Genomic DNA, 26843 nt, shown 5'->3' with positions numbered 1-26843 from the left:
GATCGGCTTACCCGTCTCAAGCACGATCCGCACAGCGCCCTCACGGAACTCCCGGTCGTACTTCTTCCGTTTCTCTGACATCGCTACTCCTTATAGCCGATGCCTCCACGGTCTCGGGGGAAGGCCAAGGTGCACCCGGTTGCAAACCGGTTCCTGAGAGAGCTCAGGTTCGGGCGCGACCGCGCCGAGTCCACGTCGAAGGCATATGCCGAGAGTGTCTCGTTGTTCTTTCGGTGGTGTTCGGCTACCGGCCGTGACTGGCGTAGTGCTGCAGGCGACTTGGGGTTGTTCATCACGTGGCTGAAATATCAGCCTGCTATTGGGTCGCGTCTCATTCCGGGTCCGGGTACTGAGCCCGTCAGAGGTGTCGGACGGATCAATCGCATCCTGGTCGCCGTACGGGGGTTCCTTGCGTTCGCGGTGGTCGCGAAGGAGGTGCCGGCATCGGTGATGGACCAGCTCTACGAGATGGGTGACTCCCGAGATCTTCCGATGGAGGCTCGCGGCGAAGACTCGAATCTGCAATATCGGCTGCGGGCCCGCCACCGAATGAGTGAGCCTAGGACGGCAGTCGACCGTGCGACGGACGGAGAGATCGTCGCCCTGATGGAGGCGTGCCGCTCGGCCCGAGACAGGCTGATCGTGCTGTTGCTCTCGCGGGTGGGCTTGCGACGTGGGGAGGCCGCCGGGTTACGCCGTTCGGACCTGCACATGTTGCCCGACAACGCCGTTCACGACTGCTCCGTCGCCGGGGCGCATCTGCATGTCGTTCGCCGACAGAATGTGAACGGGGCTTGGGCGAAGTCTCGGCACCCCCGCGCGGTGCCGCTTGACTTCCTGGTCGTGCGGAGCGTGGATCTGTATTTTTTGGAGCGTGACGAACAACCGGCGGCCGCCGATTGCGACTACGTACTGGTGAACCTGTTTCGCGCACCGCTGGGGGCCCCGATGCAACCAGGGGCATTCAACGAGCTGTTCGAATCATTGTCGCGTCGAGCAGGTCTCGCGCGGAAGGTGACGCCACATCAGGGTCGGCATGCCTTCGGAAGCAACCTGGCTGATTCGGGAGCGCTGCTCGATGAGATCCAGATGTTGATGGGGCATGCCAGCCCGACGTCCTCTCAGCCGTACCTACATCCTTCGGCCGACCGTCTTCGGGCCGCAGTGAAGCGGGTTGGCTCACCACGCGAGGCGGCGCAAGGCAAGTGACGATCACTGCACACCGCGGTTCTACTACTGCGCCAGAGACCGACGGTGCGACGCGTGCCGAGCTGTGGGACGCGGTATCGCAGGAGTTCCTGACGTCGGTGAAGTGGTCGCACGAAGATCGAATTCTGTCGTTCCCTCGCGACCATGCCGTGCTCGGTTGGAGGGAGTGCATCGTTCCGGATTGTGACCAGAAGATGCTGATTTCCGAAGGCCTCTGTGCCGCTTGCAATCTCCGCTGGAAGCACCTTGGGCTTCCCCCTTTGGCCCGCTTCGCCCAGGTACCACGCGTTCGCCATCGTCGGTTCAGCGACGATCCGTGCGGGGTCGACGCTTGCGAGAGGACCGCGCGATCCGGAACTGGTCTGTGTGGCGCACACGAGCGTGCCCGCAAGAGGCGCGGAATGCCGGTCGAAGACTTCATCATCCAGCCAGGCCTTGAGGTGTTTCTCACCTTTGGTGAATGTGGGGTGGGTGCCTGTACTCGGGAACGTGCCACAAGTAACAACCCTTACTGCCCAGCGCACTCCGCCCGGTGGCGGGAACACCTTGGCGGGGCTGAGGTTGGTGTAAGCGACGAAGAACAGTTCCGGCGTATTCAGCCGGCGATTACCGTGCGTGGCGAGGTCACTCTCCGCGGGTTGCCGGACCGGGTGATCGCAGAGTTGCTCTACGGGTTGCAACAACATGTCGCCGAAGGCGTTCGTCTCGACGTGTCCCACTTTCGAATGCTGGCCCGTCAGTTGCGAAGTCAGCAGGTTTCCACCATCGACGACGCGGACGCGCGCCAGCTGACCTACGAAGTGGCCAAGCTGCATCGCAAGTTCGTCACCAGTGCCCGCAGGTGGCGCACGACACCTGAGATCGAGGCGGTAAGGGATGTCTGGGATCTTGCCGTCTTCGGCCACTCAGGAACGCTGAGGTTCGGATCGATCTCGCAGGAATGGCTGCGTGCCGCCGTGAAGGTGGAGGCGTACAACGACCTCCCGCGCCGTCGCGGCAAAGGCGGCAGGAGCCAGTGCCAGACCAGGATCAACTACCTGGCGCTGCTGAGCGAGAGTCTCCACCTTCAACGCGACGACAGCGGTGCCGACCTGCACCTGTTGAGCCGCAGCGACGTCACGGCATTCCTGAACCGGATGGCGTTCTTGGAATCTCGTGGCCAGATCACCGGCAAGCTAAGGGCGCGTGCGGTCCGCGAATTGCGTCGAACCCTGAACCAAATGCGCGCCATTGGGCTTACCCGCGTTGGCCAACCACTGCACGGCCTGCCCGACGACTTCGCCATCGCCGAGGGTGACATCCCTAACGAGCCCGATGAGCAGGCCGCTGGCCGAGACCTACCCGTGGAGGTGGTTCGACACCTGTGTCAGCACCTGGATGGGCTAGAGGCTCAGGCCGGCACTGAAGTGCGGGTGGCCGTAGAGTTGATGATCGACACGGGCCGCCGCCCGGAGGAGATCTGCGAACTGGCCTTGGATTGCGTCAGCCGCGACGCTGGCGGCGAGGCGGTGCTGATCTACGACAACCGCAAGGCCAACCGTCTGCAGCGCCGCTTACCGATAGGGGCTGCGACGTACGCCGTCATCGAACGGCAGCAGCAGCGGGTGCGCCAGCGCTTTCCGGACACGCCAGCTGCGGAGCTGAAATTGCTGCCGACATCGATCAAGAACCCGTACGGCGCCAAGGGGATGCGCGACGAAACCGTCGGCGCACGACACCGCAAATGGGTCGACTCCCTGCCCGAGGTTCTGGTGCCAAGAGCCTCGACGATCGACGGCAAAGCGCCCGAGCCGATGCCGTTCGACAAGAGCCGCATGTTCCCCTACGCCTACCGCCACACCTACGCCCAACGCCATGCCGATGCCGGTGTGCCCATCGACGTCCTTCGCGAACTGATGGACCACCTCAACGTGATCACGACCCAGGGCTACTACCGCGTCGGAGAGCAACGGCGCCGGAATGCCGTGGACCGGGTGACCGCCATGCAGTTCGACCGACACGGCAATCGCACCTGGAGCAACGCCAAGAAGCTGTTGGACTCCGAGCATCTACGGAGGGCAGTCGGTGAGGTCGCCGTCCCTTATGGAATGTGCAGCGAGCCAACCAATGTCGCCGCTGGCGGTGACGACTGCCCGGTCCGGTTCCGCTGCGTGGGCTGCGCCCACTTCAGCACCGATGTGTCCTACCTCCCCGATCTGGAAGGCTATCTCGCCGACCTGCTGCGGACGCGCGAGAAGCTGCTCAGCTTCCTCGACGCCGACGAGTGGGCCAGAAGCGAGGCGCAGCCGTCCGACGAGGAGATCACACGGATCCGTCGCCTCATCGCACGCATCAAAGCCGATGTCGACGACCTATCCGAGGCGGAACGCACACAGATCGAGGACGCCGTCGGTGTGGTGCGGCGAGCCCGAAACGGCGTTGTCCGCCTCAACATGCCGAGCGTCCGGCAGCCTCTGTCCAACATCCGTCCCGACAGAACGGCTTGACGATGACCGAAGCGCTAATGACCGGGCGGCGCGCAGATTCCAACCGTCGCCGTGAACGCGTTAAGAAGGCCTTGGGTCGCGCCCGGGACCAGGGCCACGCCGTCAGCGTCGCGTCGATCGCCCGCGCTGCTGGCGTCGACCGGAGCTTCCTGTACCGACACCCCGATCTTCTCGCCGACATCCACACCTCCCAAGCCACACCGACGTCCGAGCAGTCGGGGGCGTCAGTGACGAACGCATCCCTACGGGCCGACCTGGCCAACGCCCAGCAACGCATCGCAAGGATGGCCGCCCACAACCGGCAGTTGGAACGCAAGCTGTCCGAGACCCTCGGCCAACAGGCATGGCTCGAATCAGGCCTCGGCGCAGCGCCTGACATCGACGAGCTGCAACGACAAGTCGCCGGACTCGAACAACGCAACGTGGACTTGCAACGTCAACTGGAAGAGCGCGAAGGCGAACTCGACGCCGCCCGCGCCGCCAACAGGGAGCTGATCACCGCGCTCAACAAGACGCAGTGAGGCGCTGACTGCCGTCATCAGTCCAGTACACGAACGTCGAAAGCGTCGCCGTCGAGGACACCCTTTCCCAAGCGGGGTGACGAAGACGCACGGTGAACTCGCGATACTCGACGCGATCACGAAGAGCGGCTCGACCCAAAGAACCCGAGAATCGTTGACACGCCACAACCGTCTCAGTGCCCTCCGAAATCCAGAATCTGAGACACGCGGTGCGAGACAAGAAATGCGACAGCGCGACCTGGCGTTACGCCACCGCGACGTGAGGCGTGTGGTCCTGTCTCGTTTCTTTAGAAACGAGACGCCGACCGGTGCTAGTGCCTCCTCTTCGAGGGGGAGTCAGGGTTCGGTGGTCAGCCGATCCAGTAAGGGCCGGAGATCTTCGGCCAGTACTGCCATGAGGAAGATCGCGGCGACCCTGTGTTGACGGTCGAGAACCATCGTCGTGGGCACGACGCTGGCGGGGTAATTGCGTGCCAGGGCGATGAGGGTGCGCATTTCGGGGTCGTAGATGGAGGGGTAGCTAACGTTGCGGTCGGTCTTGAAGTCTTGTGCGGCTTGACGTCGGTCGCGGACGTCGATGCCGAGGAACTGCACCCCGCGGTCGCGGAATTCTTGGGCGATGGTTTCCAGTTCGGGTGTTTCGGTGCGGCAGGGGGCGCACCATGATCCCCAGACGTTGATTACGACGATTTTGCCGGTGTAGTCGCTGAGTCGGATGGGTTCATCGGTGAAGAGGTCGGGCCCGGTGAGCGCGCCGACGGTGCCGCGAGTCGCCGGCGGGTCGTAGAACAGTGTGGTCTTGCCGCCCGGGGACACGAAGTCAAAGGTGCCGCCTTGGGCTACGGCTTGGTCGGTGCCACCGCACCCGGTAACCGCCGCGACGGTGATGATCGCTGTGCTGGCGATGGCGATGCGGGCCACCATAGGCCCTACCAGTAGGCACGGTTTTTGGCGGGAGGCCGACTGTCCACGCCTACGGTGAAGAGGAGCCCTCCGACTAGCACGCCATTTGATCACATTATCATTATAACGGGTGTTGCTATGTTGATTTAAGGCGAACGTTCTGCTGCAGGACCGGCGTGCCCAATGGGGAACCGGTCAACTAACCCACCGATTCGAGATGCCCACCATTTGTGTGTCGGCTGCAACCCGGATGCGGCCGACCGCGCTAAGCAGCACCGCGCGGCCAGTACGCATCAGACGCGATCGCTCCCCTGATCGCGGACACCGTAGAAGACCGCGGCAGTCAGGTCACGGCCGCGGTCGGTAAGCCGGTACATCACCAGCTTGCCGTTGCGCCGCGCGGACACCATGCCGGCGATCTTGAGTTGCCGCAGATGATGGGAGACCAGGTTCTGTGCCAGCCCCACCACCCACGCCACATCGCAGACACACAGTTCGTCGCTGGCGGCCAGGGCCGTAGCGATCGTCAGTCGGGTCGGATCCCCCAGCGCGCGTGCGGCCGTTGCTGCCGGCTCCACGTCTTGCGGTGTTGGTAGCGCGGCCCGGATCTGCTCGGCGTGCGGCAGGTCCAAGCACAGAAGATCGCAGCTGTCGATCGACTCGTCGGTCATGGCAACATACTAATGGGTGTTGAGACAATTATGGAGGATGTGAGGGGCTGATGAACGGGTTCACCGAGATCGCGGCATCGGGCCCGGTGGTCCTGGCGCTGCTGGTGTCGATGCTGGCCGGGCTGGTGTCGTTCGCCTCGCCGTGTGTGGTGCCATTGGTGCCGGGTTATGTGTCGTATCTGGCGGCCGTCGTCGGTGTGGACGGGGACCAGGAGTCGGTGTCGCGGGCCGCGCGGGGGCGAGTCGCCGCGGCGGCCGGCCTGTTCGTCGCGGGGTTCACCGTGGTGTTCCTGATGGGCACCATCGCGATTCTGGGTCTGACCACGACGGTGATCAGCAATCAGATTGTGCTGCAGCGCGTCGGCGGGGTGGTGACCATCGTGATGGGCTTGGCGTTTCTGGGTTTCCTTCCCGCCCTGCAGCGCCAAGTCCGGTTTACGCCGCGGCCGCGCTCCACGGTGTGGGGTGCACCGCTGCTGGGTGCGGTGTTCGGGTTGGGCTGGACCCCGTGTCTGGGGCCGACGCTGACCGGGGTGATCGCAGTGGCCTCGGCCACTGAGGGCGCCAACGTCGCCCGCGGTGTGGTGCTGGTCATCGCCTACTGCCTGGGGTTGGGGGTGCCGTTCATCGTGGTGGCGCTGGGATCGGCGCGGGCGGTGCACGCGGTGGGGTGGCTGCGCCGCCACACCCGCCGGATTCAGATCGTCGGCGGGGTGATGCTCATCGTCGTCGGGCTGGCGCTGACCACCGGGGTGTGGAACGAGTTCGTGTCCTGGATCCGTGATGCCTTCATCACCAACACCACCTTGCCGATATGAGACGCGTGCTGGGCTACGTGCGTAACACCTGGCGCGGCCTGACCTCGATGGGTACCGCGCTGGTGTTGATGTTCCTGCTTGCTCTCGCCGCGATTCCGGGTGCGTTGTGGCCGCAACGGGCCGTCAATCCCACCACCGTCGCCGGCTATCTGGCCGACAATCCGCGGCTCGGGCCGTGGCTGGACCGGCTGCAAGTCTTCGATGTGTTCTCCAGCGTGTGGTTCACCGCCATCTACGTCCTGCTGTTCGTGTCGCTGATCGGGTGTCTGACACCGCGCCTGATCGAGCACGCCCGCAGCCTGCGGGCCACCCCTGTGCGCGCCCCACGCAACCTCACCCGCCTGCCGCGCCACCGGAGCGTCACCACCGAGGCCGATCCCGCCGCCGTCGCCACCTCGGCGGCGCAGGTGTTGACGCGGTGGCGCACGGCCACCCGCGACACCGGCGATGGCATCGAGATCTCGGCGGAAAAAGGCTACCTGCGTGAGGCCGGCAACTTGATGTTTCACTTTTCCCTGATCGGGCTGTTGGTGGCGGTTGCGGCGGGCAAACTGTTCGGCTACGAAGGCAACGTCATCGTCGTGGCCGACGGCGGGCCGGGGTTTTGCTCGGCCTCACCCGCTGCATTTGACGCCTTTAGACCCGGCACCACCGTCGATGGCACTGCCCTGTATCCGATATGCTTGCGCGTCAATGACTTTCAGGCCGACTTCCTGCCCAACGGGCAGGCGGTGTCGTTCGCCGCCGACATCACCTATCAGGCCGATGCGGACCTGGCCGACAACACGTGGCGGCCCTACCGATTGCAAGTCAACGAACCGTTGCGTGTCGGTGGCAGCCGGGTGTACCTGCTGGGTCACGGCTATGCGCCAACGTTCACCGTGACGTTTCCTGACGGACAAACCCGCACCCAGACAGTGCAGTGGCAACCCGAAGAGCTGCAGACGCTGCTGTCCTCGGGGGCCATGCGCTTCGACCCTCCCGCAGGCAGTTACCCCGACGCCGACGAGCGGCGCACCCGCCAGGTCGCGCTAGCAGGTCTGCTCGCACCGACCGCCCAACTTGACGGCCAGCTGCTATCTTCGGCGTTTCCCGCCGCCCGCGACCCGGCAGTGGCCATCGATATCTACCAAGGTGACACCGGTCTGGATTCTGGTCGCCCCCAATCGATTTTCGCCCTCGACCAGCGCATGATCGATCAAGGCCGTCTGGACCGCATGGCGCGGGTGAATCTGCGCCTCGGTGAGCACACCCGTCTACCGGATGGCACCCTCGTGCGCTTTGATGCCGTCACTGATTTCGTCAGCCTGCAGGTGTCCTACGATCCGGCGCAACTCTGGGTATTGGTGTTCGCGACCACCATGATGGTCGGGCTACTAATCTCCTTGCTGATCCGACGACGGCGGGTCTGGATCAGAATCAGCCCTGCCGACGGCGGCGCGGTCGTGCAGATGGGCGGGCTGGCACGCACCGACAACGCCGGCTGGGGCGAGGAATTCGACCGACTAAGCACCCGCCTGGTGCCCGGCGGGGCACCGACCGACCGACAGCCCTGACGCGACGCCCGCACGCACGGTACCCGCGTGTGCGGCGTTACTGGTTGGCCAGTGCTTGTTGCACCGCCGCGGCCAAATCCTCATAGCCCCGAAACCTGATCTGCTCGCTGTTGAGGAAGAACGTCGGAGTGCCCTGCACACCGAGGGCCTCGCCGTCAGCGACATCAAGGTTGATCCGCTCCAGCGTCGCCGGATCGCTGTAGGCGGCGTCGAAGGCGGCCATATCCAGCCCCAGCTCGGTGGCGAAACCGCGGAACACCTCATCGGCGGGGACCCGCTGCTCACCCCATTGGGTCTGCGTCTCGTACATCCGTTTGTACATCGGTTCCAGCTGCCCCTGCTGCGCGGCGGCCTCCACTGCCCGCGCGGCCCGCTCGGCATTGAAATGCGACTGCAACGGGAAGTAGCGGATCACGAAGTTTACCCGGTCGCCGTACTCGGCGCGCAGTTGCTCGACCAGCGGGAACGCCGCCCGGCACCCCTCGCATTCGAAATCAAGGAACTCCACGAACGTGACCGGGCTACCGGGCACCTCGTTGAGGCGGTGACTGTTCTCGCGCACCACCTGCCCGACGTCCCCCACACCCGCCTGCGCCATCGGTGTCTCACCGTTATCGACCGACAGGTAGATCCCGACGCCGATGATCATGGTGATCACCACAAAGACCGTCAGCAGGACGCGGGTCATGGGGGCCATCGAAGCTCAACCTTTCACAACACGCACGTATCAACCAGTATTAGTATATGGGTGTCAGTCGGTGCGTCGTGTCACCCGAATGCTGGATGCGGCACGATCCGCAGGTAGGGCCGCGGGGCGTGCCAGCCCTCGGGGTAGAGGTCACGGGCCTGCTCGTCGGTGACCGAGCCGGCGATGATGACGTCGGCACCCGGTGTCCACTGCGCCGGGGTCGCCACCTGGTGGGCGGCGGTTAGCTGCAGAGAATCAATGACTCGCAATACTTCGTCGAAGTTGCGGCCGGTCGTCATCGGGTAGATCAACACGAGTTTGATGGTCTTGTCGGGGCCGATGACGAACACGTTGCGCAGCGTCGCCAACTGTGCCGGGGTGTGGCTGGTCGGGTCGCCGGCTGTCTCGGCGGGCAGCATGCCGTAAGCCTTGGCGATGGTGTAGTCGCTATCGGAGATCATCGGGTAGTTCGGCGCCGCCCCTTGGGTGTCGGCGATATCGGCGGCCCAGGCGGTGTGGTTGTCGAGGGGATCGACTGATAATCCGATGATCTTGACGTTGCGGCGGTCGAACTCAGGTTTGATGCGCGCCATGTAGCCGAGTTCGGTCGTGCATACCGGGGTGAAGTCCCGCGGGTGAGAGAACAGCACCGCCCACCCGTCGCCGATCCAATCGTGGAAGTTCAGGGGGCCTTCGGTGGTCTGGGCATGGAAATCGGGAGCGGTGTCACCGATGGTCAAACTCATTCGCTAAAAATCCTCTGGGGTGGGGTTGGGTATCGAAGTTGGTATCGAATCATGTTGATGGACAACAGAACCGGACCACCGTGGCCGTCACGATGGCCCTGGGTCGCCGCATCTCTACGGGTTTGTCAGTATCTCGACATAACGATACACGTTAGTATATTGACATGAGCGAATTCGGGGCTCACACTTCCGACAAACTCGAAGTCGAGCCCATGCCTACGGCCACCGCGGTGGGCGACGCCAGACCTGACTGCTGCGCTCCTACCAGCGCGAATCTAACGTCAAGGACAACTCCACGATGAAAACGAAGTTCGGAGGACAGAATGCGCAGATTGGCCTTGATGGCGGTGCTAACGGTGATGGCGGCGATATTAGGTGTGGGCTTAGCCGGGGTCGCGTCCGCCGGCGATGACTGTATGCATGTTTTCGGATCTCACCAGCCGGTGACCGACGCCGGCGGCGTGCAGGACTGGTCGGTTACCGACTTCAAGAAGAGCTCCGATCCGGCGCCGGGTTATCCGCTGGCCGGCCAATTGTGGGAGGCCACGGTGTCGGTGACGGCGATCTCCGGATCCGTCACACCTATCATTCCTAACTTCAGCGCGCTGACCGAGGGCGGGGCCAATTATCGGGTGCTGTGGCAATTGGCCAGCCCACAGGGTATTTCGCCAGCAACCCTGCCCCAAGGTCAGACCGCAACGGGCAAGATCTACTTCGATGTCACCGGCGCTGCCCCGATGGGGGTCACCTATAACGGGGGCGGCTCAGAGCTGCTGATGTGGTGCTGCGATAAGGCGATGATGGCGAAGCCGATGGGTGACTGCCCGTGTTGCACCGACCACCAGCCCCGCCCTTGCTGCGCCGGTCAAGAGCCGTGCCCGTGCTGTGCGGGCAAGATGTAGTCTTTGGCGTCGGGGCCGGTGCTGGTGGGCGGTCACGACGGCGCGCTGACCAGCGCCAGGCGGGTGTCGCTGGCCGCTGGATCGACGAGCGCGTCGGCCAGCGGTGGGGTACGCCACCGCAACATCGAGGTTCGCCATGCATTCGAACTATTCATCGCCATTCAGCGAGAGAGGTAACTTGCCCTCGCCGATAGGGTGCAGCGGGGTCATTCGGAGCTGCGGTGCTGTTATTTCTGCGAAGGACCGGCGTTTGTTCGGCGCGGCCCGGGAGTATGTTCGTTAGCCAAACCTCACCTGTAGAAAGGCTGGTTGATGGCAGCCCGTTGTGGTCGTTGGAGTCGCGTCACCGCACTAGGGGCCGCCATTGCGCTGGCGGCGAGTCTGACGTCCTGCTCGTCCTCTGAGGAGGACGGTCTGCTGGTCTACAACGCTCAGCACGAGTCGCTGACCAAGGAGTGGATCGACGCCTTCACCGAGGAGACCGGCATCAAGGTCACCTACCGCCAGGGCGGCGACACCGAACTGGGCAACCAGTTGATCGCCGAGGGCGACTCATCGCCTGCCGATGTGTTCCTCACCGAGAACTCGCCAGCCATGGCCGCCGTCGAAAAGGACGGTCTGTTCACCGACGTCGACCAGGCCACCATCTCCCAAGTGCCGCCGCAGTTCCGCCCCGCTACCAACAAGTGGACCGGCGTCGCGGCCCGCACGACGGTGTTCGCCTATGACAAGACCAAGCTCACCGAAGCCCAACTGCCGCGGTCGATCATGGACCTCGAGATGCCTGAGTGGAAGGGCCGCTGGGGCGCCCCGCCGGTCAAGCCGGACTTTCAGGCCATCGTCGCGGGAATGCTCGAACTGACCGGTGAGCAGGCCACCAGCCAGTGGCTGGCCGGCATGAAGTCGAACGCGGAGATGTACTCCGACAACATCGCCACGCTGCGCGCCGTCAACGACGGCCAGGTCGACGGAGGGATCATCTACCACTACTACTGGTTCCGCGATCAGTCGCAAACCAAGGAGATCTCGGGCAACACCGCGCTGCACTACTTCCGCAATCAGGATCCCGGCGCCTTCGTCTCGATCTCCGGCGGCGGCATCCTGAACTCCAGCAAAAAGAAGGAAGACGCCCAGAAATTTCTCACCTTCATCACCAGCAAGGCCGGCCAAGAAGTGCTTGAAAGGGGCACCTCGTTCGAGTACCCCGTGGCCAGCAGCGTTCCGGCCAACCCCGCGCTGGTGCCTCTTGTCGACCTGCAGGCACCCACCGTGAACCCTTCGAACCTCGACGCGCAGAAGGTCACCGACCTGATGACGAAGGCGGGCCTGCTCTAGATGGGGGGTTGAGGTTGGTCATCCCCACCGCGATGGCCGTCGCGGCGGCCCCGATCGACGCCGCGGCGCCGTCGCAGGCGCCTGGCCGGGCCGTGGCGCCGCGGCCGAGCCCGGTCCTCACCGCCGGGGTAGTGCTGCTGGTGGTCGCGACGTTCGTGCCAATCGGGTACGTCGCCTGGTCAGTCATCTCGCTCGGACCCGCGCAAGTGTGGGAACTCCTCGCACGACCGCGCGTGCTCGAACTGTTGGTCAACACCGTCGGTCTCGTCGTCGTCACGGTCCCGGTCTGCATTGTGCTCGGTGTCGGCGCAGCGTGGCTCGTGGAGCGCTCCGAGGTCCCCGGCCGAGGGGTGTGGCGGCCACTGTTCGTCGCTCCCCTCGCGGTACCCGCGTTCATCAACAGCTACGCCTGGGTCAGCGTCGTCCCCACCCTGCACGGCTTCTGGGCAGGTATCCTTGTCGCCTCGCTGTCGTACTTCCCGTTCGTCTACGTGCCCACCGCCGCCACGCTCCGTCGCCTCGACCCCGCGATCGAGGAATCCGCACGCACGCTTGGTTCCAGCCCGGTGGCGGTGTTCCGGCGCGTGGTGCTGCCGCAGCTTCGCCTGGCCGTCCTCGGCGGCGGACTGCTCATCGGGGTCCATCTGCTGGCCGAGTACGGCGCATTCGCGATGTTGCGCTTCTCGACGTTCACCACCGCGATCTTCGAACAGTTCCAGGCCACCTTCAACGGCGCGGCGGGCAGCACGCTCGCCGGTGTCCTGATGCTGCTGTGCCTGGTGCTGCTCGTCGGCGAAGCCGGAGTCCGCGGCAACGCCCGCTATTCCCGGCTCGGCTCCGGCGTCCAGCGCGCGTCCCCGCCCCACCGCCTGGGTGGCATCACGATGCCCGCACTAGCCGCCCTCACGACACTCGCTGTGCTGTCCCTTGGGGTTCCGGTATGGACGATTGTGCGGTGGCTGTGGATCGGGGGCAGCGACGTGTGGGTGTTCGGCGAGATTGTGCCGTCGACGGTGCAGACCGTGGCGCTGGCCGCCGCGGCAGCGGCGCTGACGACAGTGCTGGCCTTCCCTTTCGCTTGGATCGCGGTGCGGCACCGTGGGTTCTTCGCCCGCTTCGTCGAGGGCTCGAACTTCGTGACGAGTTCGATGCCGGGCATCGTGACCGCGCTCGCGCTCGTCACCGTGGCGATCCGCTTCGCACCGCCGCTGTACCAGACGGCCACGCTGGTGCTCGCGGCCTACGTGCTGATGTTCATGCCTCGCGCAATGGTGAACCTGCGGTCGGGTCTGGCCCAGGTGCCGCCGACGTTGGAGGAGGCGTCACGCTCGCTCGGCGTATCTCCCACCCGGACGCTGCTGCGAGTCACGTTGCGCCTCACCGCACCTGCGGCCGCCGCGGGCGCCTCGCTGGTGTTCGTCGCCGTGGCGACCGAGCTGACCGCCACCCTGCTGCTGGCACCGACGGGCACCAACACCCTCGCGATGCGGTTCTGGTCGCTGTCAAGCGAGCTGGCCTACGCCGGCGCCGCACCATATGCGCTGCTGCTCGTCGCGCTCGCAGTCCCGGTCATCGTCGTGCTGTTCCAGCAGTCGAGCAGGGCAGCCGCGCTATGACGATCCACGGGGCCACCGGCAACGCGCTCGACGTCAGCGGCCTGGTCAAGTCTTTCGGCAACCACACGGTGCTGCACGGTATCGACCTCGGCGTGGCCGCAGACACCATCACCGCCGTCGTCGGCGCCTCTGGCTGCGGCAAGACCACCCTGCTGCGCCTGGTCGCTGGCTTCGAGAACCCGGACAGCGGAGAAATTTTCATCGCCGGACGACAGGTGGCCGCTACAGGGAGTAGCACCCCCGCGCACCGGCGCGACGTGGGTTACGTCGCGCAGGACGGCGCGCTGTTCCCGCACCTGACGGTGGGTCAGAACATCGCCTATGGGTTGTCCGGCCGCCGCAATGTCAAGCACCGGGTCGCCGAACTCCTCGCCACCGTCTCCCTCGACGAGTCCTACGCCGCGCGCCGCCCGCACGAACTCTCCGGCGGGCAGCAGCAGCGCGTGGCACTCGCCCGGGCTCTCGCCCGCCAACCGGCACTCATGCTGCTCGACGAACCGTTCAGCGCGCTGGACACCGGACTGCGGGCATCGACCCGCAAGGCCGTCGCGGCGCTGCTCTCCGAGGCCGGTGCCACCACGCTGATCGTCACCCACGACCAGGAAGAGGCGCTGTCGATCGCCGATCAGGTCGCGGTCATGCGCGACGGCCGGTTCACGAAAGTCGGAACCCCGCAAGCGGTCTACCGCGAACCCAACGACCGCTTCACCGCCGAGTTCCTCGGCGACTGCGTGCTTCTGCCGTGCACGGTGACCGGCGGGGTCGCCACCTCGGCGTTGGGCCGCCTGCCGGTATGCAACTCCGTACCCGACGGCGGCGGCACGCTGATGCTTCGCCCGGAGCAGCTGGAGGCGACGGCCGTCTCCGACGACGAGCGCAGCGACGGCATGGCCACAGTTCTGGCGTCGGAGTTCCGCGGCCACGACGTCATGCTGACCGTCGACCTCGGCGGCGACGCCGCGCCGATCACCGTCCGCCAGCACAGCATCGCGCCGCCTGCGGTCGATGCGAAGGTCCACATCCACGTCACCGGCGCCGCCGTCGTGTTCGGTGACCGCCCACGCGACGACCGATGACAGCGCCATGATGTTCGAACGGCTCATCGATCACCTCGCCTGCCACGGCGATGACGTTGCGGTGATCACGACCGAGAACACCGTCACCTACGCCGAACTCGCGGCCCAGGTCGCCGCCCGGGCCGACGAACTGGGCGCGCGCCGCAAGCTCGTCCTGCTCGAGACCCGCAACGACTTACCCACCCTGGTGACCTACCTCGGCGCTCTCGCCGGCCACCACGTCGTGCTGCCCGTTCCGGCGGGCGGCGACCACCGGTCGGTCGTCGAGACCTACCACCCGGACCTCCTCGTCGCCGACGGCAGAGTCACCGAGGGACCACGCCACCGTCCCGCCCGCGTACTCCATCCGGACCTGGCCCTGCTGCTGTCGACGTCCGGTAGCACCGGCTCCCCTAAGCTGGTGCGGTTATCCCGGTTCAACCTCGCCGCCAACGCTGAGTCGATCGCCATCTACCTCAACATCACCCAAACCGGCAGGGCCGCAACAACTCTGCCGATGTCGTATTGCTACGGGCTGTCGGTGATCCACAGTCACCTGCTGCGTGGAGCCGCGCTCGTGCTCACCGAATTGTCCGTCGTCGAGGACGCGTTCTGGCACGAGTTCCGGAAGCACGGCGCGACGTCGTTCGCGGGAGTCCCGCACACCTTCGAACTGCTCGACCGGATCGGCTTCGAGGCGATGTCGCTGCCAAGCCTGCGCTACGTCACCCAGGCCGGCGGACGCCTCGACCCGGACCGCGTGCGCCGGTTCGCCGCCCTGGGCGAGCGCGCGGGTTGGCGGCTTTTCGTCATGTACGGCGCCACCGAGGCCACCGCGCGCATGGCCTACCTGCCGCCCGAACTCGCCCACGACCATCCCGAGTCGATCGGCGTTCCGATCCCGGGTGGGTCGTTCCGCATCGAACCGGTCGACGGCATGCCCGACGGCACGGGTGAACTCGTCTACCGCGGACCAAACGTCTTCATGGGCTACGCCCACACTGCCGCCGACCTGGCCGCGGGGGCCGGGATCGATGAACTGCGCACCGGCGACCTCGCCCGGCAGCGCCCCGACGGCCTCTACGAGGTGGTCGGGCGCAGCGACCGGTTCGTCAAGCTCTACGGCCTGCGCATTGACCTGCAACGCGTCGAGTCGGCCCTGTACGCCGACGGCGTCACCGCAATCTGCACCGACGGTGACGGCCTACTGGTCGTCGGCGCCGCCGACCGTCCCGAGGACCGCGACGTCGCAGCCGCGGCGGCAGACGCCTCCGGGCTCCCCCGGGCCGCGATCCGGGTGGTCAACGTCGACCAGATCCCACGACTGCCCACCGGCAAGCCGGACTACCGCAGCCTGCGGGAGCGGGCCGTTGAGCGGACGACCGACGACGCCGGTCTGAACCTGCGCGGACTGTTCGCCGACGTGCTGCAGATCGACGCGGCCGACATCGACCCCTGCAGCAGCTTCGTCGACCTCGGCGGTAACTCGCTGTCCTACATCACGATGTCGGTGCGGCTCGAACGCGCACTCGGGCACTTGCCCGCGGACTGGCAGCAGCTGCCGCTGAGCGAGCTGGAGTCCGCCCGCAAACCCCGCCGGTGGTGGGGAACTACGCTGGAGACCAGTGTGGCGCTGCGTGCGGCGGCGATCGTCCTGGTCGCCGGATCGCATGCCGAGCTGTGGGCGCTGTGGGGCGGCGCGCACATCCTGTTGGGCGTCGCCGGCTACAACTTCGGCCGCTTCTGCCTCACGCCCCTGCGGCGCGCCACCCGGGTGCGCCACCTGGTCAGCACCATCGGGTGGATCGCCGTACCCGCGATTCTGTGGGTGGCGTTCGCACTGCTGTTCACCGACGACTACACGGCCTCGAACCTGTTGCTGGCCAACAAGTTCCTCGGTCCCGACGACAGCATGACCGCCGGGCGGCTGTGGTTCGTTGAAGTCCTGGTGTGGATCCTGGTGGGGCTGGCGCTGCTGTGTGCGACGCGGTGGGGCGACCGCGCCGAACGCCGGTGGCCGTTCGGGGTTGCCGCGGCATTCCTCGCCCTGGGCATGGCCCTACGGTGGGACGTGTTCGGGATCGGGCTCGGCAAGTCCGCGTGGTTCACCATGCTGGCGTTCTGGTTCTTCGCGATTGGCTGGGCTGCCTCGAAATCGTCGACGGTGTGGCAGCGACTCGCCGTGACCGCCGTCCTCGCCGTCGGCATCGTCGGGTACTTCGGCCAACCCAACCGCGAGGCTCTGGTCCTCATCGGGCTGGCACTGCTGATCTGGCTGCCCGCCATCCGCTGCCCGCCGGCATTGACGGTCACCGCCGGTGTGATCGCCGAGGCGTCACTGTTGATCTACCTGACGCACTACCAGGTGTATCCGCTATTCGGCGAACAGAAGCTCCTCGGCGTGCTGGCCGCGATCGTCGTCGGCATCCTGCTCACCCAGGTCGCCAACACCATCCTCCGTAAACGGATTCGCTTGCTCACCGCTGCGTGGTCGAAACGGGGACAGGCTGACACCGCTCTCTTTGAACGGCAGCGTGGCGGCTATTCCGCCCGGTCAACGGAATTGGGGCCGAAGGCGTGAGTTCAGTACCGACTGACTGCAACGAGTTCGGCGGCGACCGTCGATTGTTCATCGAGGCATTATCGGGGATGCAGCAAGTCAGGTACTCGCCCGCGTCAGTTGTTCTCGCATGGCAAAGACAATCGTTGGCCGCAACGATTCGAGGTCGGATTCTGCTGTTGTCGAGGTGTCAGGGTTGTTGTTAGACATCGGGCTGGATGTGAGGCTGCAGCTGCCGGTTTCGGTGAACGGGTAGAGCAGTTGGGCGAGGTAGCTGCACATACATACATGCATGCATACATGCATACTGGGTTGCTGACGCTGCGTTGAGTCTTATAAGCCTCGGCTAAGGTCAGACCGTGGCGTCGCCGTGGCACTCGATGCTGTTTCAACTCGTAGCAGGGGTTGCGGTCGCCACTGCAACCGCAACTTTCATTCGGTGGACCTGTCGTCGAGAGATTGCTCGCGATGCGCCGGCGCATTCCGCGCCTGGGTCGCACCTGCTACACAATCAGCGGCGTCGGGCGCAGCTGATGTCGATAACCCTGCTGGGCATCGTGGTGTGGCTGCCCGTTCAAGGCGTCATTCCGCATCCGGCGTGCCGGGTCGATGGCGCAGTGCTTCCGGTGGGAGCGGGATTGGCGGTCTTCTCCGTCGCCGCGTTGTGGTCGACGGTGGCTGGTGCGCTTGTGCGCGAGCGCGGTGACGTCCCGCGATGGCTGATGCCGGTGGGCTCCACCGCCCTGCGTTGGGCTGCGCTCGCCGTGGCGATCGTCATCATCGACACACTCATTGAAGGGCGTTGATTCGCCTCGCCGTGATCATTGCGTGACCTCGACGCGATGGCGGCCGGCCCGAAGTGGTCAGCGCTCGGAGGTCAGTCGGTCGAGTAGTGGTCGGAGGTCTTCGGCGAGTAGTGCCATGAGGTAGACCGCGGCGACTCTGTGTTGGCGGTCGAGGACCATGGTGGTGGGTACCACGCTGGTGGGGTAGTTGCGTCCCAGGGTGATGAGGCTGCGCATCGAGGGGTCGAAGATGGAGGGGTATTGCACGTTGCGGTCGGTGACGAAATCGCGTGCAGTGTCGCGGTTGTCGCGGACGTCGATGCCGAGGAACTGTACGCCGCGGTCGCGGTATTCGGCGTAGACCGTCTCTAGTTCCGGTGTTTCGGTGCGGCAGGGCGCGCACCAGGAGCCCCACACGTTGATGAGGACCACTTTCCCGGTGAAATGCGACAGCCGGATGGGTTCGTCGGTGAACAAGTCGGGGCCGCTCAGATCGCCGATGGTGCCGTGCCGAGGGAGGGTCGTGGATGCGGATTCCCTTGCCGGTGTTCGGGGCTGTCTAGTTTTCGAAGGCGAGGCCGCTGACCAGGATGAAGATGCCCAGGCCGATCAAGACGATCGGGAAGAGTACGTGTTCCCAGCGTTCGAGGAGTTCGGCGATGGGCCGGCGGGTGGCGACGAATCGGGCGGCGACGACGAGGACCGCGACGAGCACGAGGAAGACCACGCAGTAGGCCACGACGGCCGCCGGTCCTACGCTGAGGAAGACTGGAACGTAGACACCGATGTTGTCCCCGCCGTTGGCGAACGTGACGGCTGCAACCGTCCAGACGCCGACGTTCTTTCCCGCAAACCTTCCGTCGTCGTCATCGTCGTCATCGTTGCCACGCCAGGCCTGCCATGCCGCCCACAGTCCCAGGGCCAGGGGGATGAGTCCGAAGTACGGGATGACGTCCGGAGGAAGGAACGCTCCGGCGCCCAACGTCACTAGCACTGCCGCGCCCAGGATCCCCGCGAAGCCCAGGTATTGGCCGGCGGTGATCCGGGCGGTGGTCCCGCGTTGTCCTGCGCCGCGGGCGAAGAACAGTGAGAGCACGATGATGTCGTCGATGTTGGTGACGATGAACAGCCCGATCGCGGGCAGAACCGACGACAGGATCATGCGCCGGTCCTCGTCTCGGCGGTGTCGCTGGCGCGCCAACTGGCCGCAACGAGTACGGCGGCGCCGGTGACGATGAAGACGTCGGCGAGGTTGAAGGTGGGGAACCAGCCCGTGTGCAGGTAGTCGGTGACCAGCCCATCGCCGGCGCGGTCGATCACATTGGCGACCGCGCCACCCAGCAGAGCGGCCAGTGCCAGTACGAACGGCAGCGCCGCGGTGCGGGTGACGCGGTAGGCGAACACCGCGAGTGCGACCACGATCACGATGGTCGCGCCGAGCAGCGCCGTGGGGGGCAGGGTGTCACCGAGGCTGAAGGCCACACCGGGGTTGAAGGCCAGCCGCAGTTGTAGCGGCCCGAGATCTGTTGAGCTGCCGTCGGCCAGCGTGCGGCTGGCCCACGCCTTCACGCCCACATCGAGTGCCGCGGCGATGACCGCGCCGACGGCCAGGGTGATCCGCGCCCGAATCGCTTTGGCGTCGGGGCCGGGGTGGTGGGTGGTCACGACGGCGCGCCGACCGGCGCCGCGCGGGTGGGGCTGGTCGCCGGATCGACGAGCGTGTCGGCCAGCGGTGTGGTGCGCCCGGCGCGCACACCGTTGGCGATGACCACGATCTCGGCGAGTTCGTGCACCAGCACGACGGCGGCCAGCCCGAGCACACCGAACAGGGCCAGCGGCATCAACACGATGATCAGCCCCAAGGACAGGCCGACGTTTTGCAGCATGATCCGCCGCGCTCGCCGTGCGTGGTTGAACGTTTGGGGCAGGTGGCGCAGGTCTTCGCCCATCAAGGCGACGTCGGCGGTTTCGATGGCCACGTCTGTGCCCATCGCGCCCATGGCGATTCCCAGGTCGGCGGTGGCCAGCGCGGGAGCGTCGTTGACGCCGTCGCCGACCATCGCGGTGGGGCGCTGGGCCCGCAGCGCCTCGATCAGTCGCGCCTTGTCTTCGGGGCGCAGCTCGGCGTGCACGTCCTCGATCCCGACATCTGCGGCGAGCGCGGCGGCGGTGGTCTGGTTGTCGCCGGTGAGCATGGCCACCTGATAGCCGTCGCGGCGCAGTCGGGCGACCACTTCGGCGGCTTCGGGGCGCAGCTCGTCACGCACGGCGATGGCACCGATGACCTGGCCGTCGTCTTCGACGAGGACGGCGGTGGCGCCGGCCTGTTGCATCCGTGCGACGTCGCCGGCCAGCGGGCCGGGGTCCAGCCAGCCGGGGCGGCCCAGGCGGAGGGTGTGCCCGTCGCGGTGTCCGGTGAGCCCGGCACCGGTCACCGCTTGGACATCGGTGGCCGGGGTGACGTCATCGACGGCGGCGAGGATCGCCGCGGCCAGCGGATGCTCGCTGCGCGCTTCCAGTGCCGCCGCCACAGCGAGCACGTGCTCACGGGTAGCGCCGCCGGTGGTGGCCACGTCGATGACCGCGGGCCGGTTCGCGGTCAGCGTGCCGGTCTTGTCGAGTGCGACGCCGCGGATCTTGCCCAGTGCTTCCAGTGCGGCGCCGCCTTTGACCAGGGCGCCCAGCTTGCTGGCGGCGCCGATGGCGGCCACCACGGTGACCGGCACTGAGATCGCCAGGGCGCACGGGGAGGCGGCGACCAGCACCACCAGGGCGCGTTCGATCCAGGTGGCCGGGTCGCCGAGCAGGCTGCCGATCCCCGCGATCAGTGCCGCGGCGATCATGACTCCGGGTACCAGGGGTTTGGCGATGCGGTCGGCCAGGCGTTGGGAGGCGCCCTTGCGGGACTGCTCGGCTTCCACGATGCGCACGATGCGGGCCAGCGAGTTGTCTTCGGCGGTGGTGCTGACTTCCACCTCGAGGACCCCGGTGCCGTTGATCGACCCGGCGAACACCGCATCCCCGGGCCCGACTTCCACCGGGACCGATTCGCCGGTGATGGCCGAGACATCCAGCGTCGAGCGGCCGTGGCCGACGATGCCGTCGGTGGCGACACGCTCACCGGGCTTGACCACCATCCGGTCACCGATCCGCAAATCCGCAGGCGCAACGGTTATTTCGGCGCCGTCACGCAGCACCGTGGCCTCATCGGGGACCAGTGACAACAGCGCGCGCAGACCGCGGCGCGTGCGCGCCAGCGAGTACTCCTCCAATCCCTCGCTGATGGAGAACAGGAAAGCCAGCATCGCGGCTTCACCGACCTCGCCGAGGATCACCGCACCCACGGCGGCGATGGTCATCAACGTGCCCACCCCGATCTTGCCCTTGGCCAGCCGCCTCAGGGTGGACGGCACGAAGGTGTAGGCGCCGGCCAGCAGCGCCACCGCCTCCAGGGCCAGAACGGCCGGCTCGGGCGCGTGGAGGAACCCGGCGATCACCGCTGCCAGCAGGAACACCCCCGAGACGGCGGCGAACTGCAGTTCTTTGATCTGCCAGAGCCGCTCGGGCTCCCCGTCCTGCTCGTCGGCGCTACGGGGTTCGTCGTTGCCGCAGCCGCACGCATCGCTCATCGACGAACCTCCTGCGCTGCAGTCGTCGCATCGGTGCCGGAGCGGGTTCCGTAGTTGGGACACAGCGCCACCTTGTTGCCGGTGGCAGCCAACAGCGTCTCGGCCGCGGCCATCACGTCCATCAGCTCCGGTCGAGTCAGCGAGTAGAACACCTGCCGGCCTTCGGGACGGCCGGTGACCAGGCCACACTCGCGGAGGCACGCCAGATGCGCCGAGACGGTGGACTGGGCGGCTCCCAGCACGCCAGTCAGGTCCACGACACGGGCTTCGCCGTCGGCAAGGCGCTCCAGGATCGCCAATCGTGTCGGGTCGGACAGGCTGTGGAACAGCGCCACCGCGGGTGTGAGGTCTGTGGCTGGTTGCGTCGAGGATTTCCCCGTTGTGATCGCCATTTAGCGATGATAGCGTCAAGAGACCATTAATCGTCAAATCACGGTGATAGCGGTTTCAGGCGTTTATGCGGCAGGTCGAGATAATGCAACTCCGCCGAAAGCGTTCGGTCACAACGCAATCAGCGGACCCAGGCACGGGGATGGCTCGACAGTCACAACGCAATCAGCGGACCCAGGCACGGGGATGGCTCGACCGCCGTTGTCGGTCGTGGAAAGGAGCACTTGCGATGTTGATGAACCGCGCCGAGACCGGGCTGGTGAATTCCGCGCCGCGGCGCTGGCTGCAGCGGTTCAGATGCGTCGCAGGACGTCAACGCATCCGATAGATGATGAAGGGACGATCCGGTGACCGAAGGTGCAAGTGTCGAGGCGACGTTCGCGTTCGTCGACCTGTCTGGGTTCAGCGTGTTGACGGAAATGTGCGGTGATGAACAGGCGGCCAGTCTGGCGGGCCGCCTGCTTGCCGTGACCGGTGAGTCGCTCGGGTCCGGCGTCACCATCGTCAAGACGATGGGTGATGCGGTCATGCTGCGTGCCGGAGAGACCGAGCTGATGGTGGCGACTATCCTGCAGCTGGCCGACCGGGCCGCCGATGAGGACGGCTTCCTTGCGCTGCGCGCGGGCATTCACCGCGGCAGTGCCGTGCAGCGCGACAACGACTACTTCGGACACGGCGTGAATGTGGCTGCCCGCATCACGGCGCTGGCCGGTGCCGGGCAGGCTGTGGTCACCGACCGTGTTCGTCAGGCCTGCGCGCAGCGCGGTCTCTCGCCAGAGCCGTTGGGCGCCAGGCAACTGCGCAACATTGCGACACCGATGCAGGTGTACGCGGTGGGCTTGGCGGCGGCCCGCTACCCCAGCGACCCGGTGTGCCGGGTGCGCGTTGACCCTGCCGGGGCGGCCAGCCATCTGCGTCACGCCGACCGGGACTGGTGGTTCTGCTCACCGGAGTGCGCGCACCGATTCGCCGCCGCACCAGCGCACTACGCGAGTGTCGAAACAGTCAGCGACCGCCACCAGCGCGGGGGTTTCCAGGACTGAGCACCGATTGGGGCTCACCTGCCGCACCGCCCGGATCTACCGGCGCGGCTGTCGTTCATGCTGCGGCGTGGGCCTGCGCCCAGGCGTGGTAACCGCCAACCAGATCACTCACATGTCCGAACCCTTCGGCCCGCATCAGTGAGGCGGCCACACTGGAGCGCCAGCCGCCTGCGCAATGCACCACGATCGGCTTGTCGCGAGGAACGTTCGCCAACTGGGTGCGCAGCTGAGCCAGCGGGATGTGCAACGCGCCCGCAATGGTGCCGGCGTCGCGTTCGCCGGGATTGCGGATGTCGATCACCGTCACCGCATTATCGGCCCGCAGTCGGTCGAGTTCAGCGACGCTGACCCGTGGGGCCGGTTGAACGAGCTCGGCCAACTCCGCCGGGAAAACACTGCCTCGGTCGACGGTCAGGTAACCGATCACGTTGTCGGAACCGATGCGGGCCAGCCGCATGGCCGCGGTCTGCTCGTCACCGGGATCGGTGATCAGCGCGATGCTCTCGCCCACCTCGGCGACCATGCCGCCGGTTTCGGCGAAGCGGCCGTCGAAGCCGACGTTGACCGATCCGCGCAGATGACCGGCCGCGAAGTCGTCGACCGACCGGGCATCAATCACCCGGACGCCGGCCTGCAGCGCGGCCCGTAGTTGCGCCGCGGTCATCGGGGGAATCCTGCGGGTCTGATCCAGCACGGGGTGAACCCGCTTGTTCATCGCCGCGTCCGTCGAGAAGTACGCCGGTGCCGCGGGCTGTCCGTGGGTGATCAGCTCCACGAAGTCGTCCTCGCTCATCGGTTGCACCGACGCGTTGGTGCGCCGCTGCTCGCCGATCGTTGAGGTCAGCTCGGCCGACAGGTTCTTTCCGCATGACGAACCGGCGCCGTGGGCGGGCATCACCGTGACGTCATCGGGCAGCGCCAGCAGCGTGTCGTGGATGCTGTGATACATCGCCCGAGCTAGGTCGGCAGTCGAGCCGTCACCCAGGTTGACCAGATCCGGGCGACCCACATCGCCGACGAATAAGGCGTCGCCGGTCAGCACCGCGACCGGCTCGGCGCCGGGACGTTCACGCACCAGGACGCTGATCGATTCCCAGGTATGCCCGGGGGTCGAGAGGATCTCCAGGTCGACCTCGCCGAGCGAGAGGTGTTGCCCGTCACCCAACCGGCGGATCGGGTAGTCGGTCTGGGCGGCCGCGCCGAAGCCGATCCACCCGCCGGTCGCCTCCACCAGCTCCAGGTGACCCGACACGAAGTCCGCGTGAAAGTGGGTGTTGATGACGCCTTCGATCGTCAACCCGTGCTTGGCGGCGTCATCGAGGTATTCGGTGATGTCGCGGCGCGGGTCGACAACCACTGCGCGCCCGCTGGTTTCATCGCCAATCAAATACGACGCGTGCGACAGGCACTCGATGTAGTACTGCTCCAAAATCATCGTCTTTCCTTTTCCTAGTTTGGGCCGCGGCTGCCTCAACTCGGGACCCTCATATCTTCAGCAACGATACCCATGGGGGTATTTTATTCCGACGTTGCAGATACCCGGTGGGGTATGCATAGTATGGGACCTAATATACCCCCGGTGGTATTGCACGACAAGGGTGCGGCTAGCCGGGGTCGACTGGGAGGACGACATGACGGCTTTGACCGTTGCCCTGGCCGTGGTCGTCGGGGTCTCGCTGGGACTGCTCGGCGGCGGGGGTTCGATCCTGACCGTCCCGCTGCTGACCTACGTCGCAGGACTGGACGTGAGAGAGGCGATCGCAAGTTCGCTTCTGGTCGTCGGCGTCACCAGCATGGTCGGCGTAATTGCTCACATGCGGGCCGGGCGCGTGCGGTGGCGCGTCGCTCTGCCGTTCGGCGCGGCGGCCATGACCGGGGCCCTCTTCGGCGGCCTGCTGGCCGGCTTCATCCCCGAAACGGTGCTGCTGATCGCCTTCGCAATGATCATGATCGCCGCCGCGGTGGCGATGCTGCGCGATCGCCGCAACACTCCCGCCGGTGACGAGGCCCGGCATGCGCAGGTGGCCAAAGTGGCCGTGCTCGGTGTCGCCATCGGTGCGTTGAGCGGACTCGTCGGCGCCGGTGGCGGCTTTCTGTTGGTACCTGCGTTGGCCCTGCTGGCCGGCCTTCCGATGCCCGCCGCGGTCGGCACCTCGTTGGTGGTGATCGCGATGCAATCGTTGGCCGGACTGGCCGGCCACCTGACCGGTGTACAGATCGACTGGCGCCTGGCCGCGATGGTCACAACCGCCGCGGTGGTGGGTGCTGTGATCGGCGAACGGCTGACCGGCAGGGTTAACCCCGAAGCGCTGCGCACGCTGTTCGGCTGGTTCGTACTACTGATGGCGTCGGTGATCCTCGCGCAGGAGACAACTCCTGTGTTCGGTGCCGCGTCGGCGGGCCTCACCCTGATCGGCGCCGGCGTCTATGTGACCTGCAGGCGCACCATGTACTGCCCGCTGCCTCGGTTCATCGCCCGCGCGACGCCGGCTGCCGCGGGAGCGCGCTGAGCGCCGGGAAGCATACCCCCACGGGTAATGTTGACCTCTGTGCAATCGCAGGAAAGGAATCCACAATGGTTGGCGACGAAGACAGCATCGCCGCGGTACTAAACCGGCTGCGGCGCGCCCAAGGGCAGCTCGCCGGCGTGATTTCGATGATCGAGCAGGGACGCGACTGCAAAGACGTTGTTACCCAGCTCGCCGCTGTCTCACGGGCCCTGGATCGGGCAGGATTCAAGATCGTCGCGACCGGCTTGCGCGAATGCATCACCGGTGACGGTAGCGAGAACTCCAAGCCGATGACCGAAGCCGAACTCGAGAAGCTCTTTCTGGCACTCGCCTGACCTGCCAACCCCTTCTACGTCACCGATTCTCTGGTGCCGCCGGCCGACGCCGGGTCGGGCTCGGATTGACCCGAACCGAGGTGGCAGCCGCCGGTTGTGGTGAACGGGTAGACCAGTTGGGCGAGATAGCTGCTGGGGTAGTCGGGTTTGGCGGCCATGCCCAGCTGGGTGGAGTCGAAGCGGCGGGTGGGGTCGTAGGAATAAGTACGCATCAGGTGATCCCACACCAGGGTGAACAGCCCGAAGTTGACGTCACCGATGCCGGCCCATTTCAGGTGGTGGAAGCGGTGGCCTTCGTTGAGAGCCAGCACATACTTGGCGGGGCCGATGCGGTAGTCGGCGTTGGAGTGCTGCAGCAGCAGCTGGATCGCCACAGCCAGGGCCAGCGCGGAGGCCACGTCGACGGGCAACCCGATCAGGATCAGCGGTGCGACCCCGGCGGCCATCTCCACGGTTTGGTGCAGCGGGTGTTTCATCAGGCCATTGAGGCCGTAGAAGCGGGTGATGCTGTGGTGCACCGCGTGGAAGCGCCACAGAACCCCGATCTTGTGGCTAGCCCAGTGCACCACGGTGATCCCGCAGTCCGCGACCAGGATCGCGGCGAGGACTTGCGCGACGAACGGCCAGCTGTGCGGCCACAACTGGGGCGCGGGGACCATCGCGGCCAGCAGCGGGATCGCGGCGACGCTGGCCAGGATGAGGCTTTCGTTGACCGCGACGTGGATGCGGTCACGGGTGGTATCGGCGCGGTCGTGGTTCCACTGCGGGTCATACGGAATAGTCCGCTCCACCACGAACGCCGTGGTGATCGCGATCCCCAGAATCGCGAGCAGCCAGTACTGGGGTGCGCCGGTCGCCGCTACGGCGATGCCCGCGCCGTTGAGGCCGATCAGCATGAACGGAACGTAGCCGTAGCGGGCCACCGCCTGGGCCGCGGTAACCGCCGCCGATGTCGAAGTGGCCTTCCCCCGAGACCGTGGAGGCATCGGCTATAAGGAGTAGCGATGTCAGAGAAACGGAAGAAGTACGACCGGGAGTTCCGTGAGGGCGCTGTGCGGATCGTGCTTGAGACGGGTAAGCCGATC

The 26843-nt window shown here is 66.1% G+C and carries 24 protein-coding genes and 1 pseudogene; 14 read left to right on the top strand and 11 right to left on the bottom strand.

Annotated features, from left to right (window positions below; genetic code table 11):
- The first annotated feature begins 420 nt into the window (after positions 1–420).
- The 3 genes from HPC46_RS29935 to HPC46_RS29925 all read left to right on the top strand — a co-directional run bounded on the left by HPC46_RS29935 (position 421) and on the right by HPC46_RS29925 (position 4216).
- Positions 421–1209, top strand: a complete 789-nt coding sequence (locus tag HPC46_RS29935) for a tyrosine-type recombinase/integrase (protein ID WP_325096837.1) — start codon at positions 421–423, stop codon at positions 1207–1209.
- A 638-nt stretch (positions 1210–1847) separates the two neighbouring features.
- A complete protein-coding gene (locus HPC46_RS34735; protein ID WP_233716879.1) occupies positions 1848–3695 on the top strand; it encodes a site-specific integrase in 1848 nt (615 codons plus the stop codon).
- Between the two features lie 2 nt (positions 3696–3697).
- Entirely contained in the window at positions 3698–4216 is a 519-nt protein-coding gene (locus HPC46_RS29925) for a DUF6262 family protein (protein ID WP_179475745.1), read from the top strand.
- A 336-nt stretch (positions 4217–4552) separates the two neighbouring features.
- Here HPC46_RS29925 and HPC46_RS29920 read toward each other — a convergent pair whose 3' ends face one another.
- Together HPC46_RS29920 and HPC46_RS29915 are read right to left on the bottom strand one after the other, a co-directional pair.
- Entirely contained in the window at positions 4553–5140 is a 588-nt protein-coding gene (locus tag HPC46_RS29920; RefSeq protein WP_179475744.1) for a TlpA family protein disulfide reductase, read from the bottom strand.
- Positions 5141–5412: 272 nt separating this feature from the next.
- Positions 5413–5790 carry an ArsR/SmtB family transcription factor gene (locus HPC46_RS29915; protein ID WP_179475743.1) on the bottom strand — a complete coding sequence of 126 codons (378 nt, stop codon included), beginning with the start codon at positions 5788–5790 and terminating at the stop codon, positions 5413–5415.
- 50 nt (positions 5791–5840) lie between these two features.
- Between HPC46_RS29915 and HPC46_RS29910 the strand changes: the two genes are divergently transcribed.
- Positions 5841–6608, top strand: coding sequence for a cytochrome c biogenesis CcdA family protein (locus HPC46_RS29910; RefSeq protein WP_179475742.1), 768 nt, complete (start codon positions 5841–5843; stop codon positions 6606–6608).
- On the top strand, positions 6605–8164 hold the full coding sequence (resB, locus tag HPC46_RS29905; protein WP_179475741.1) for a cytochrome c biogenesis protein ResB: 1560 nt from the start codon (positions 6605–6607) through the stop codon (positions 8162–8164). The genes HPC46_RS29910 and resB overlap by 4 nt, the downstream gene beginning before the upstream one ends.
- 37 nt (positions 8165–8201) lie before the next feature.
- Here resB and HPC46_RS29900 read toward each other — a convergent pair whose 3' ends face one another.
- A complete protein-coding gene (locus HPC46_RS29900; RefSeq protein WP_179475740.1) occupies positions 8202–8861 on the bottom strand; it encodes a DsbA family protein in 660 nt (219 codons plus the stop codon).
- Positions 8862–8932: 71 nt separating this feature from the next.
- Positions 8933–9598: a peroxiredoxin gene (locus tag HPC46_RS29895; RefSeq protein ID WP_179475739.1), complete on the bottom strand. Its 666-nt coding sequence runs from the start codon at positions 9596–9598 to the stop codon at positions 8933–8935.
- Positions 9599–9939: 341 nt separating this feature from the next.
- Between HPC46_RS29895 and HPC46_RS29890 the strand changes: the two genes are divergently transcribed.
- The 6 genes from HPC46_RS29890 (at position 9940) to HPC46_RS29865 (ending at position 17872) form a co-directional block, all read left to right on the top strand.
- On the top strand, positions 9940–10500 hold the full coding sequence (locus HPC46_RS29890) for an MPT63 family protein (RefSeq protein WP_233716877.1): 561 nt from the start codon (positions 9940–9942) through the stop codon (positions 10498–10500).
- Between the two features lie 312 nt (positions 10501–10812).
- Positions 10813–11835: an iron ABC transporter substrate-binding protein gene (locus HPC46_RS29885; RefSeq protein ID WP_179475737.1), complete on the top strand. Its 1023-nt coding sequence runs from the start codon at positions 10813–10815 to the stop codon at positions 11833–11835.
- A gap of 32 nt (positions 11836–11867) precedes the next feature.
- On the top strand, positions 11868–13451 hold the full coding sequence (locus HPC46_RS29880) for an ABC transporter permease (protein WP_179475748.1): 1584 nt from the start codon (positions 11868–11870) through the stop codon (positions 13449–13451).
- Positions 13448–14527, top strand: a complete 1080-nt coding sequence (locus HPC46_RS29875) for an ABC transporter ATP-binding protein (protein ID WP_179475736.1) — start codon at positions 13448–13450, stop codon at positions 14525–14527. The genes HPC46_RS29880 and HPC46_RS29875 overlap by 4 nt, the downstream gene beginning before the upstream one ends.
- Before the next feature lie 7 nt (positions 14528–14534).
- Positions 14535–17087 carry an AMP-binding protein gene (locus HPC46_RS29870; RefSeq protein WP_179475747.1) on the top strand — a complete coding sequence of 851 codons (2553 nt, stop codon included), beginning with the start codon at positions 14535–14537 and terminating at the stop codon, positions 17085–17087.
- A 512-nt stretch (positions 17088–17599) separates the two neighbouring features.
- Positions 17600–17872, top strand: coding sequence for a hypothetical protein (locus HPC46_RS29865; RefSeq protein ID WP_179475735.1), 273 nt, complete (start codon positions 17600–17602; stop codon positions 17870–17872).
- A 57-nt stretch (positions 17873–17929) separates the two neighbouring features.
- On the opposite strand, the pseudogene HPC46_RS29860 reads toward HPC46_RS29865, so the two are convergent.
- The 5 genes and pseudogenes from HPC46_RS29860 to HPC46_RS29840 form a co-directional block, all read right to left on the bottom strand.
- Positions 17930–18377 (bottom strand): annotated as a pseudogene (locus HPC46_RS29860) (TlpA family protein disulfide reductase); the annotation flags it as partial.
- Positions 18378–18410: 33 nt separating this feature from the next.
- The gene (locus HPC46_RS29855; RefSeq protein ID WP_179475734.1) at positions 18411–19013 is read right to left on the bottom strand and encodes a cadmium resistance transporter; all 603 of its coding nucleotides are present in this window, start codon (positions 19011–19013) and stop codon (positions 18411–18413) included.
- A complete protein-coding gene (gene lspA / locus HPC46_RS29850) occupies positions 19010–19516 on the bottom strand; it encodes a signal peptidase II (RefSeq protein WP_179475733.1) in 507 nt (168 codons plus the stop codon). The genes HPC46_RS29855 and lspA overlap by 4 nt, the downstream gene beginning before the upstream one ends.
- Complete coding sequence (locus tag HPC46_RS29845) at positions 19513–21480, bottom strand: heavy metal translocating P-type ATPase (protein WP_179475732.1); 1968 nt, start codon at positions 21478–21480, stop codon at positions 19513–19515. The genes lspA and HPC46_RS29845 overlap by 4 nt, the downstream gene beginning before the upstream one ends.
- On the bottom strand, positions 21477–21872 hold the full coding sequence (locus HPC46_RS29840; RefSeq protein WP_179475731.1) for an ArsR/SmtB family transcription factor: 396 nt from the start codon (positions 21870–21872) through the stop codon (positions 21477–21479). Before HPC46_RS29840 ends, HPC46_RS29845 begins: the two co-directional genes overlap by 4 nt.
- Positions 21873–22217: 345 nt before the next feature.
- Here HPC46_RS29840 and HPC46_RS35850 point away from each other — a divergent pair, with 345 nt between their 5' ends.
- Positions 22218–22913 (top strand): adenylate/guanylate cyclase domain-containing protein, encoded by a 696-nt coding sequence (locus tag HPC46_RS35850; RefSeq protein ID WP_179475730.1) that lies wholly within the window; start codon positions 22218–22220, stop codon positions 22911–22913.
- A gap of 55 nt (positions 22914–22968) precedes the next feature.
- Here HPC46_RS35850 and HPC46_RS29830 read toward each other — a convergent pair whose 3' ends face one another.
- On the bottom strand, positions 22969–24348 hold the full coding sequence (locus tag HPC46_RS29830; RefSeq protein WP_179475729.1) for an MBL fold metallo-hydrolase: 1380 nt from the start codon (positions 24346–24348) through the stop codon (positions 22969–22971).
- Positions 24349–24544: 196 nt separating this feature from the next.
- On the opposite strand from HPC46_RS29830, the gene HPC46_RS29825 reads away from it, so the two are divergent.
- Together HPC46_RS29825 and HPC46_RS29820 are read left to right on the top strand one after the other, a co-directional pair.
- A complete protein-coding gene (locus HPC46_RS29825) occupies positions 24545–25423 on the top strand; it encodes a sulfite exporter TauE/SafE family protein (protein ID WP_179475728.1) in 879 nt (292 codons plus the stop codon).
- A 65-nt stretch (positions 25424–25488) separates the two neighbouring features.
- Entirely contained in the window at positions 25489–25758 is a 270-nt protein-coding gene (locus tag HPC46_RS29820) for a metal-sensitive transcriptional regulator (protein WP_179475727.1), read from the top strand.
- 14 nt (positions 25759–25772) lie between these two features.
- On the opposite strand, the gene HPC46_RS29815 is transcribed toward HPC46_RS29820, so the two are convergent.
- Complete coding sequence (locus tag HPC46_RS29815) at positions 25773–26744, bottom strand: sterol desaturase family protein (RefSeq protein WP_233716875.1); 972 nt, start codon at positions 26742–26744, stop codon at positions 25773–25775.
- Between the last annotated feature and the right edge of the window lie 99 nt (positions 26745–26843).

The organism is Mycolicibacterium vinylchloridicum, from assembly GCF_013404075.1.
Classification (GTDB): Bacteria; Actinomycetota; Actinomycetes; order Mycobacteriales; family Mycobacteriaceae; genus Mycobacterium; species Mycobacterium vinylchloridicum.
Note: the sequence above shows the minus strand (reverse complement) of the source record. Positions and strands in the feature narration are given on the sequence as shown.

Excerpts from the sequence above, each read along its gene's own strand:
- HPC46_RS29925 (WP_179475745.1), top strand. The coding sequence starts at position 3,698 with ATGACCGAAGCGCTAATGACCGGGCGGCGCGCAGATTCCAACCGTCGC.
- HPC46_RS29920 (WP_179475744.1), bottom strand. The coding sequence starts at position 5,140 with ATGGTGGCCCGCATCGCCATCGCCAGCACAGCGATCATCACCGTCGCG.
- HPC46_RS29915 (WP_179475743.1), bottom strand. The coding sequence starts at position 5,790 with ATGACCGACGAGTCGATCGACAGCTGCGATCTTCTGTGCTTGGACCTG.
- HPC46_RS29910 (WP_179475742.1), top strand. The coding sequence starts at position 5,841 with ATGAACGGGTTCACCGAGATCGCGGCATCGGGCCCGGTGGTCCTGGCG.
- resB (WP_179475741.1), top strand. The coding sequence starts at position 6,605 with ATGAGACGCGTGCTGGGCTACGTGCGTAACACCTGGCGCGGCCTGACC.
- HPC46_RS29900 (WP_179475740.1), bottom strand. The coding sequence starts at position 8,861 with ATGGCCCCCATGACCCGCGTCCTGCTGACGGTCTTTGTGGTGATCACC.
- HPC46_RS29895 (WP_179475739.1), bottom strand. The coding sequence starts at position 9,598 with ATGAGTTTGACCATCGGTGACACCGCTCCCGATTTCCATGCCCAGACC.
- HPC46_RS29890 (WP_233716877.1), top strand. The coding sequence starts at position 9,940 with ATGGCGGTGCTAACGGTGATGGCGGCGATATTAGGTGTGGGCTTAGCC.
- HPC46_RS29885 (WP_179475737.1), top strand. The coding sequence starts at position 10,813 with ATGGCAGCCCGTTGTGGTCGTTGGAGTCGCGTCACCGCACTAGGGGCC.
- HPC46_RS29880 (WP_179475748.1), top strand. The coding sequence starts at position 11,868 with ATGGCCGTCGCGGCGGCCCCGATCGACGCCGCGGCGCCGTCGCAGGCG.
- HPC46_RS29875 (WP_179475736.1), top strand. The coding sequence starts at position 13,448 with ATGACGATCCACGGGGCCACCGGCAACGCGCTCGACGTCAGCGGCCTG.
- HPC46_RS29870 (WP_179475747.1), top strand. The coding sequence starts at position 14,535 with ATGATGTTCGAACGGCTCATCGATCACCTCGCCTGCCACGGCGATGAC.
- HPC46_RS29865 (WP_179475735.1), top strand. The coding sequence starts at position 17,600 with ATGTCGATAACCCTGCTGGGCATCGTGGTGTGGCTGCCCGTTCAAGGC.
- HPC46_RS29855 (WP_179475734.1), bottom strand. The coding sequence starts at position 19,013 with ATGATCCTGTCGTCGGTTCTGCCCGCGATCGGGCTGTTCATCGTCACC.
- HPC46_RS29845 (WP_179475732.1), bottom strand. The coding sequence starts at position 21,480 with ATGAGCGATGCGTGCGGCTGCGGCAACGACGAACCCCGTAGCGCCGAC.
- HPC46_RS29840 (WP_179475731.1), bottom strand. The coding sequence starts at position 21,872 with ATGGCGATCACAACGGGGAAATCCTCGACGCAACCAGCCACAGACCTC.
- HPC46_RS29830 (WP_179475729.1), bottom strand. The coding sequence starts at position 24,348 with ATGATTTTGGAGCAGTACTACATCGAGTGCCTGTCGCACGCGTCGTAT.
- HPC46_RS29825 (WP_179475728.1), top strand. The coding sequence starts at position 24,545 with ATGACGGCTTTGACCGTTGCCCTGGCCGTGGTCGTCGGGGTCTCGCTG.
- HPC46_RS29820 (WP_179475727.1), top strand. The coding sequence starts at position 25,489 with ATGGTTGGCGACGAAGACAGCATCGCCGCGGTACTAAACCGGCTGCGG.
- HPC46_RS29815 (WP_233716875.1), bottom strand. The coding sequence starts at position 26,744 with ATGCCTCCACGGTCTCGGGGGAAGGCCACTTCGACATCGGCGGCGGTT.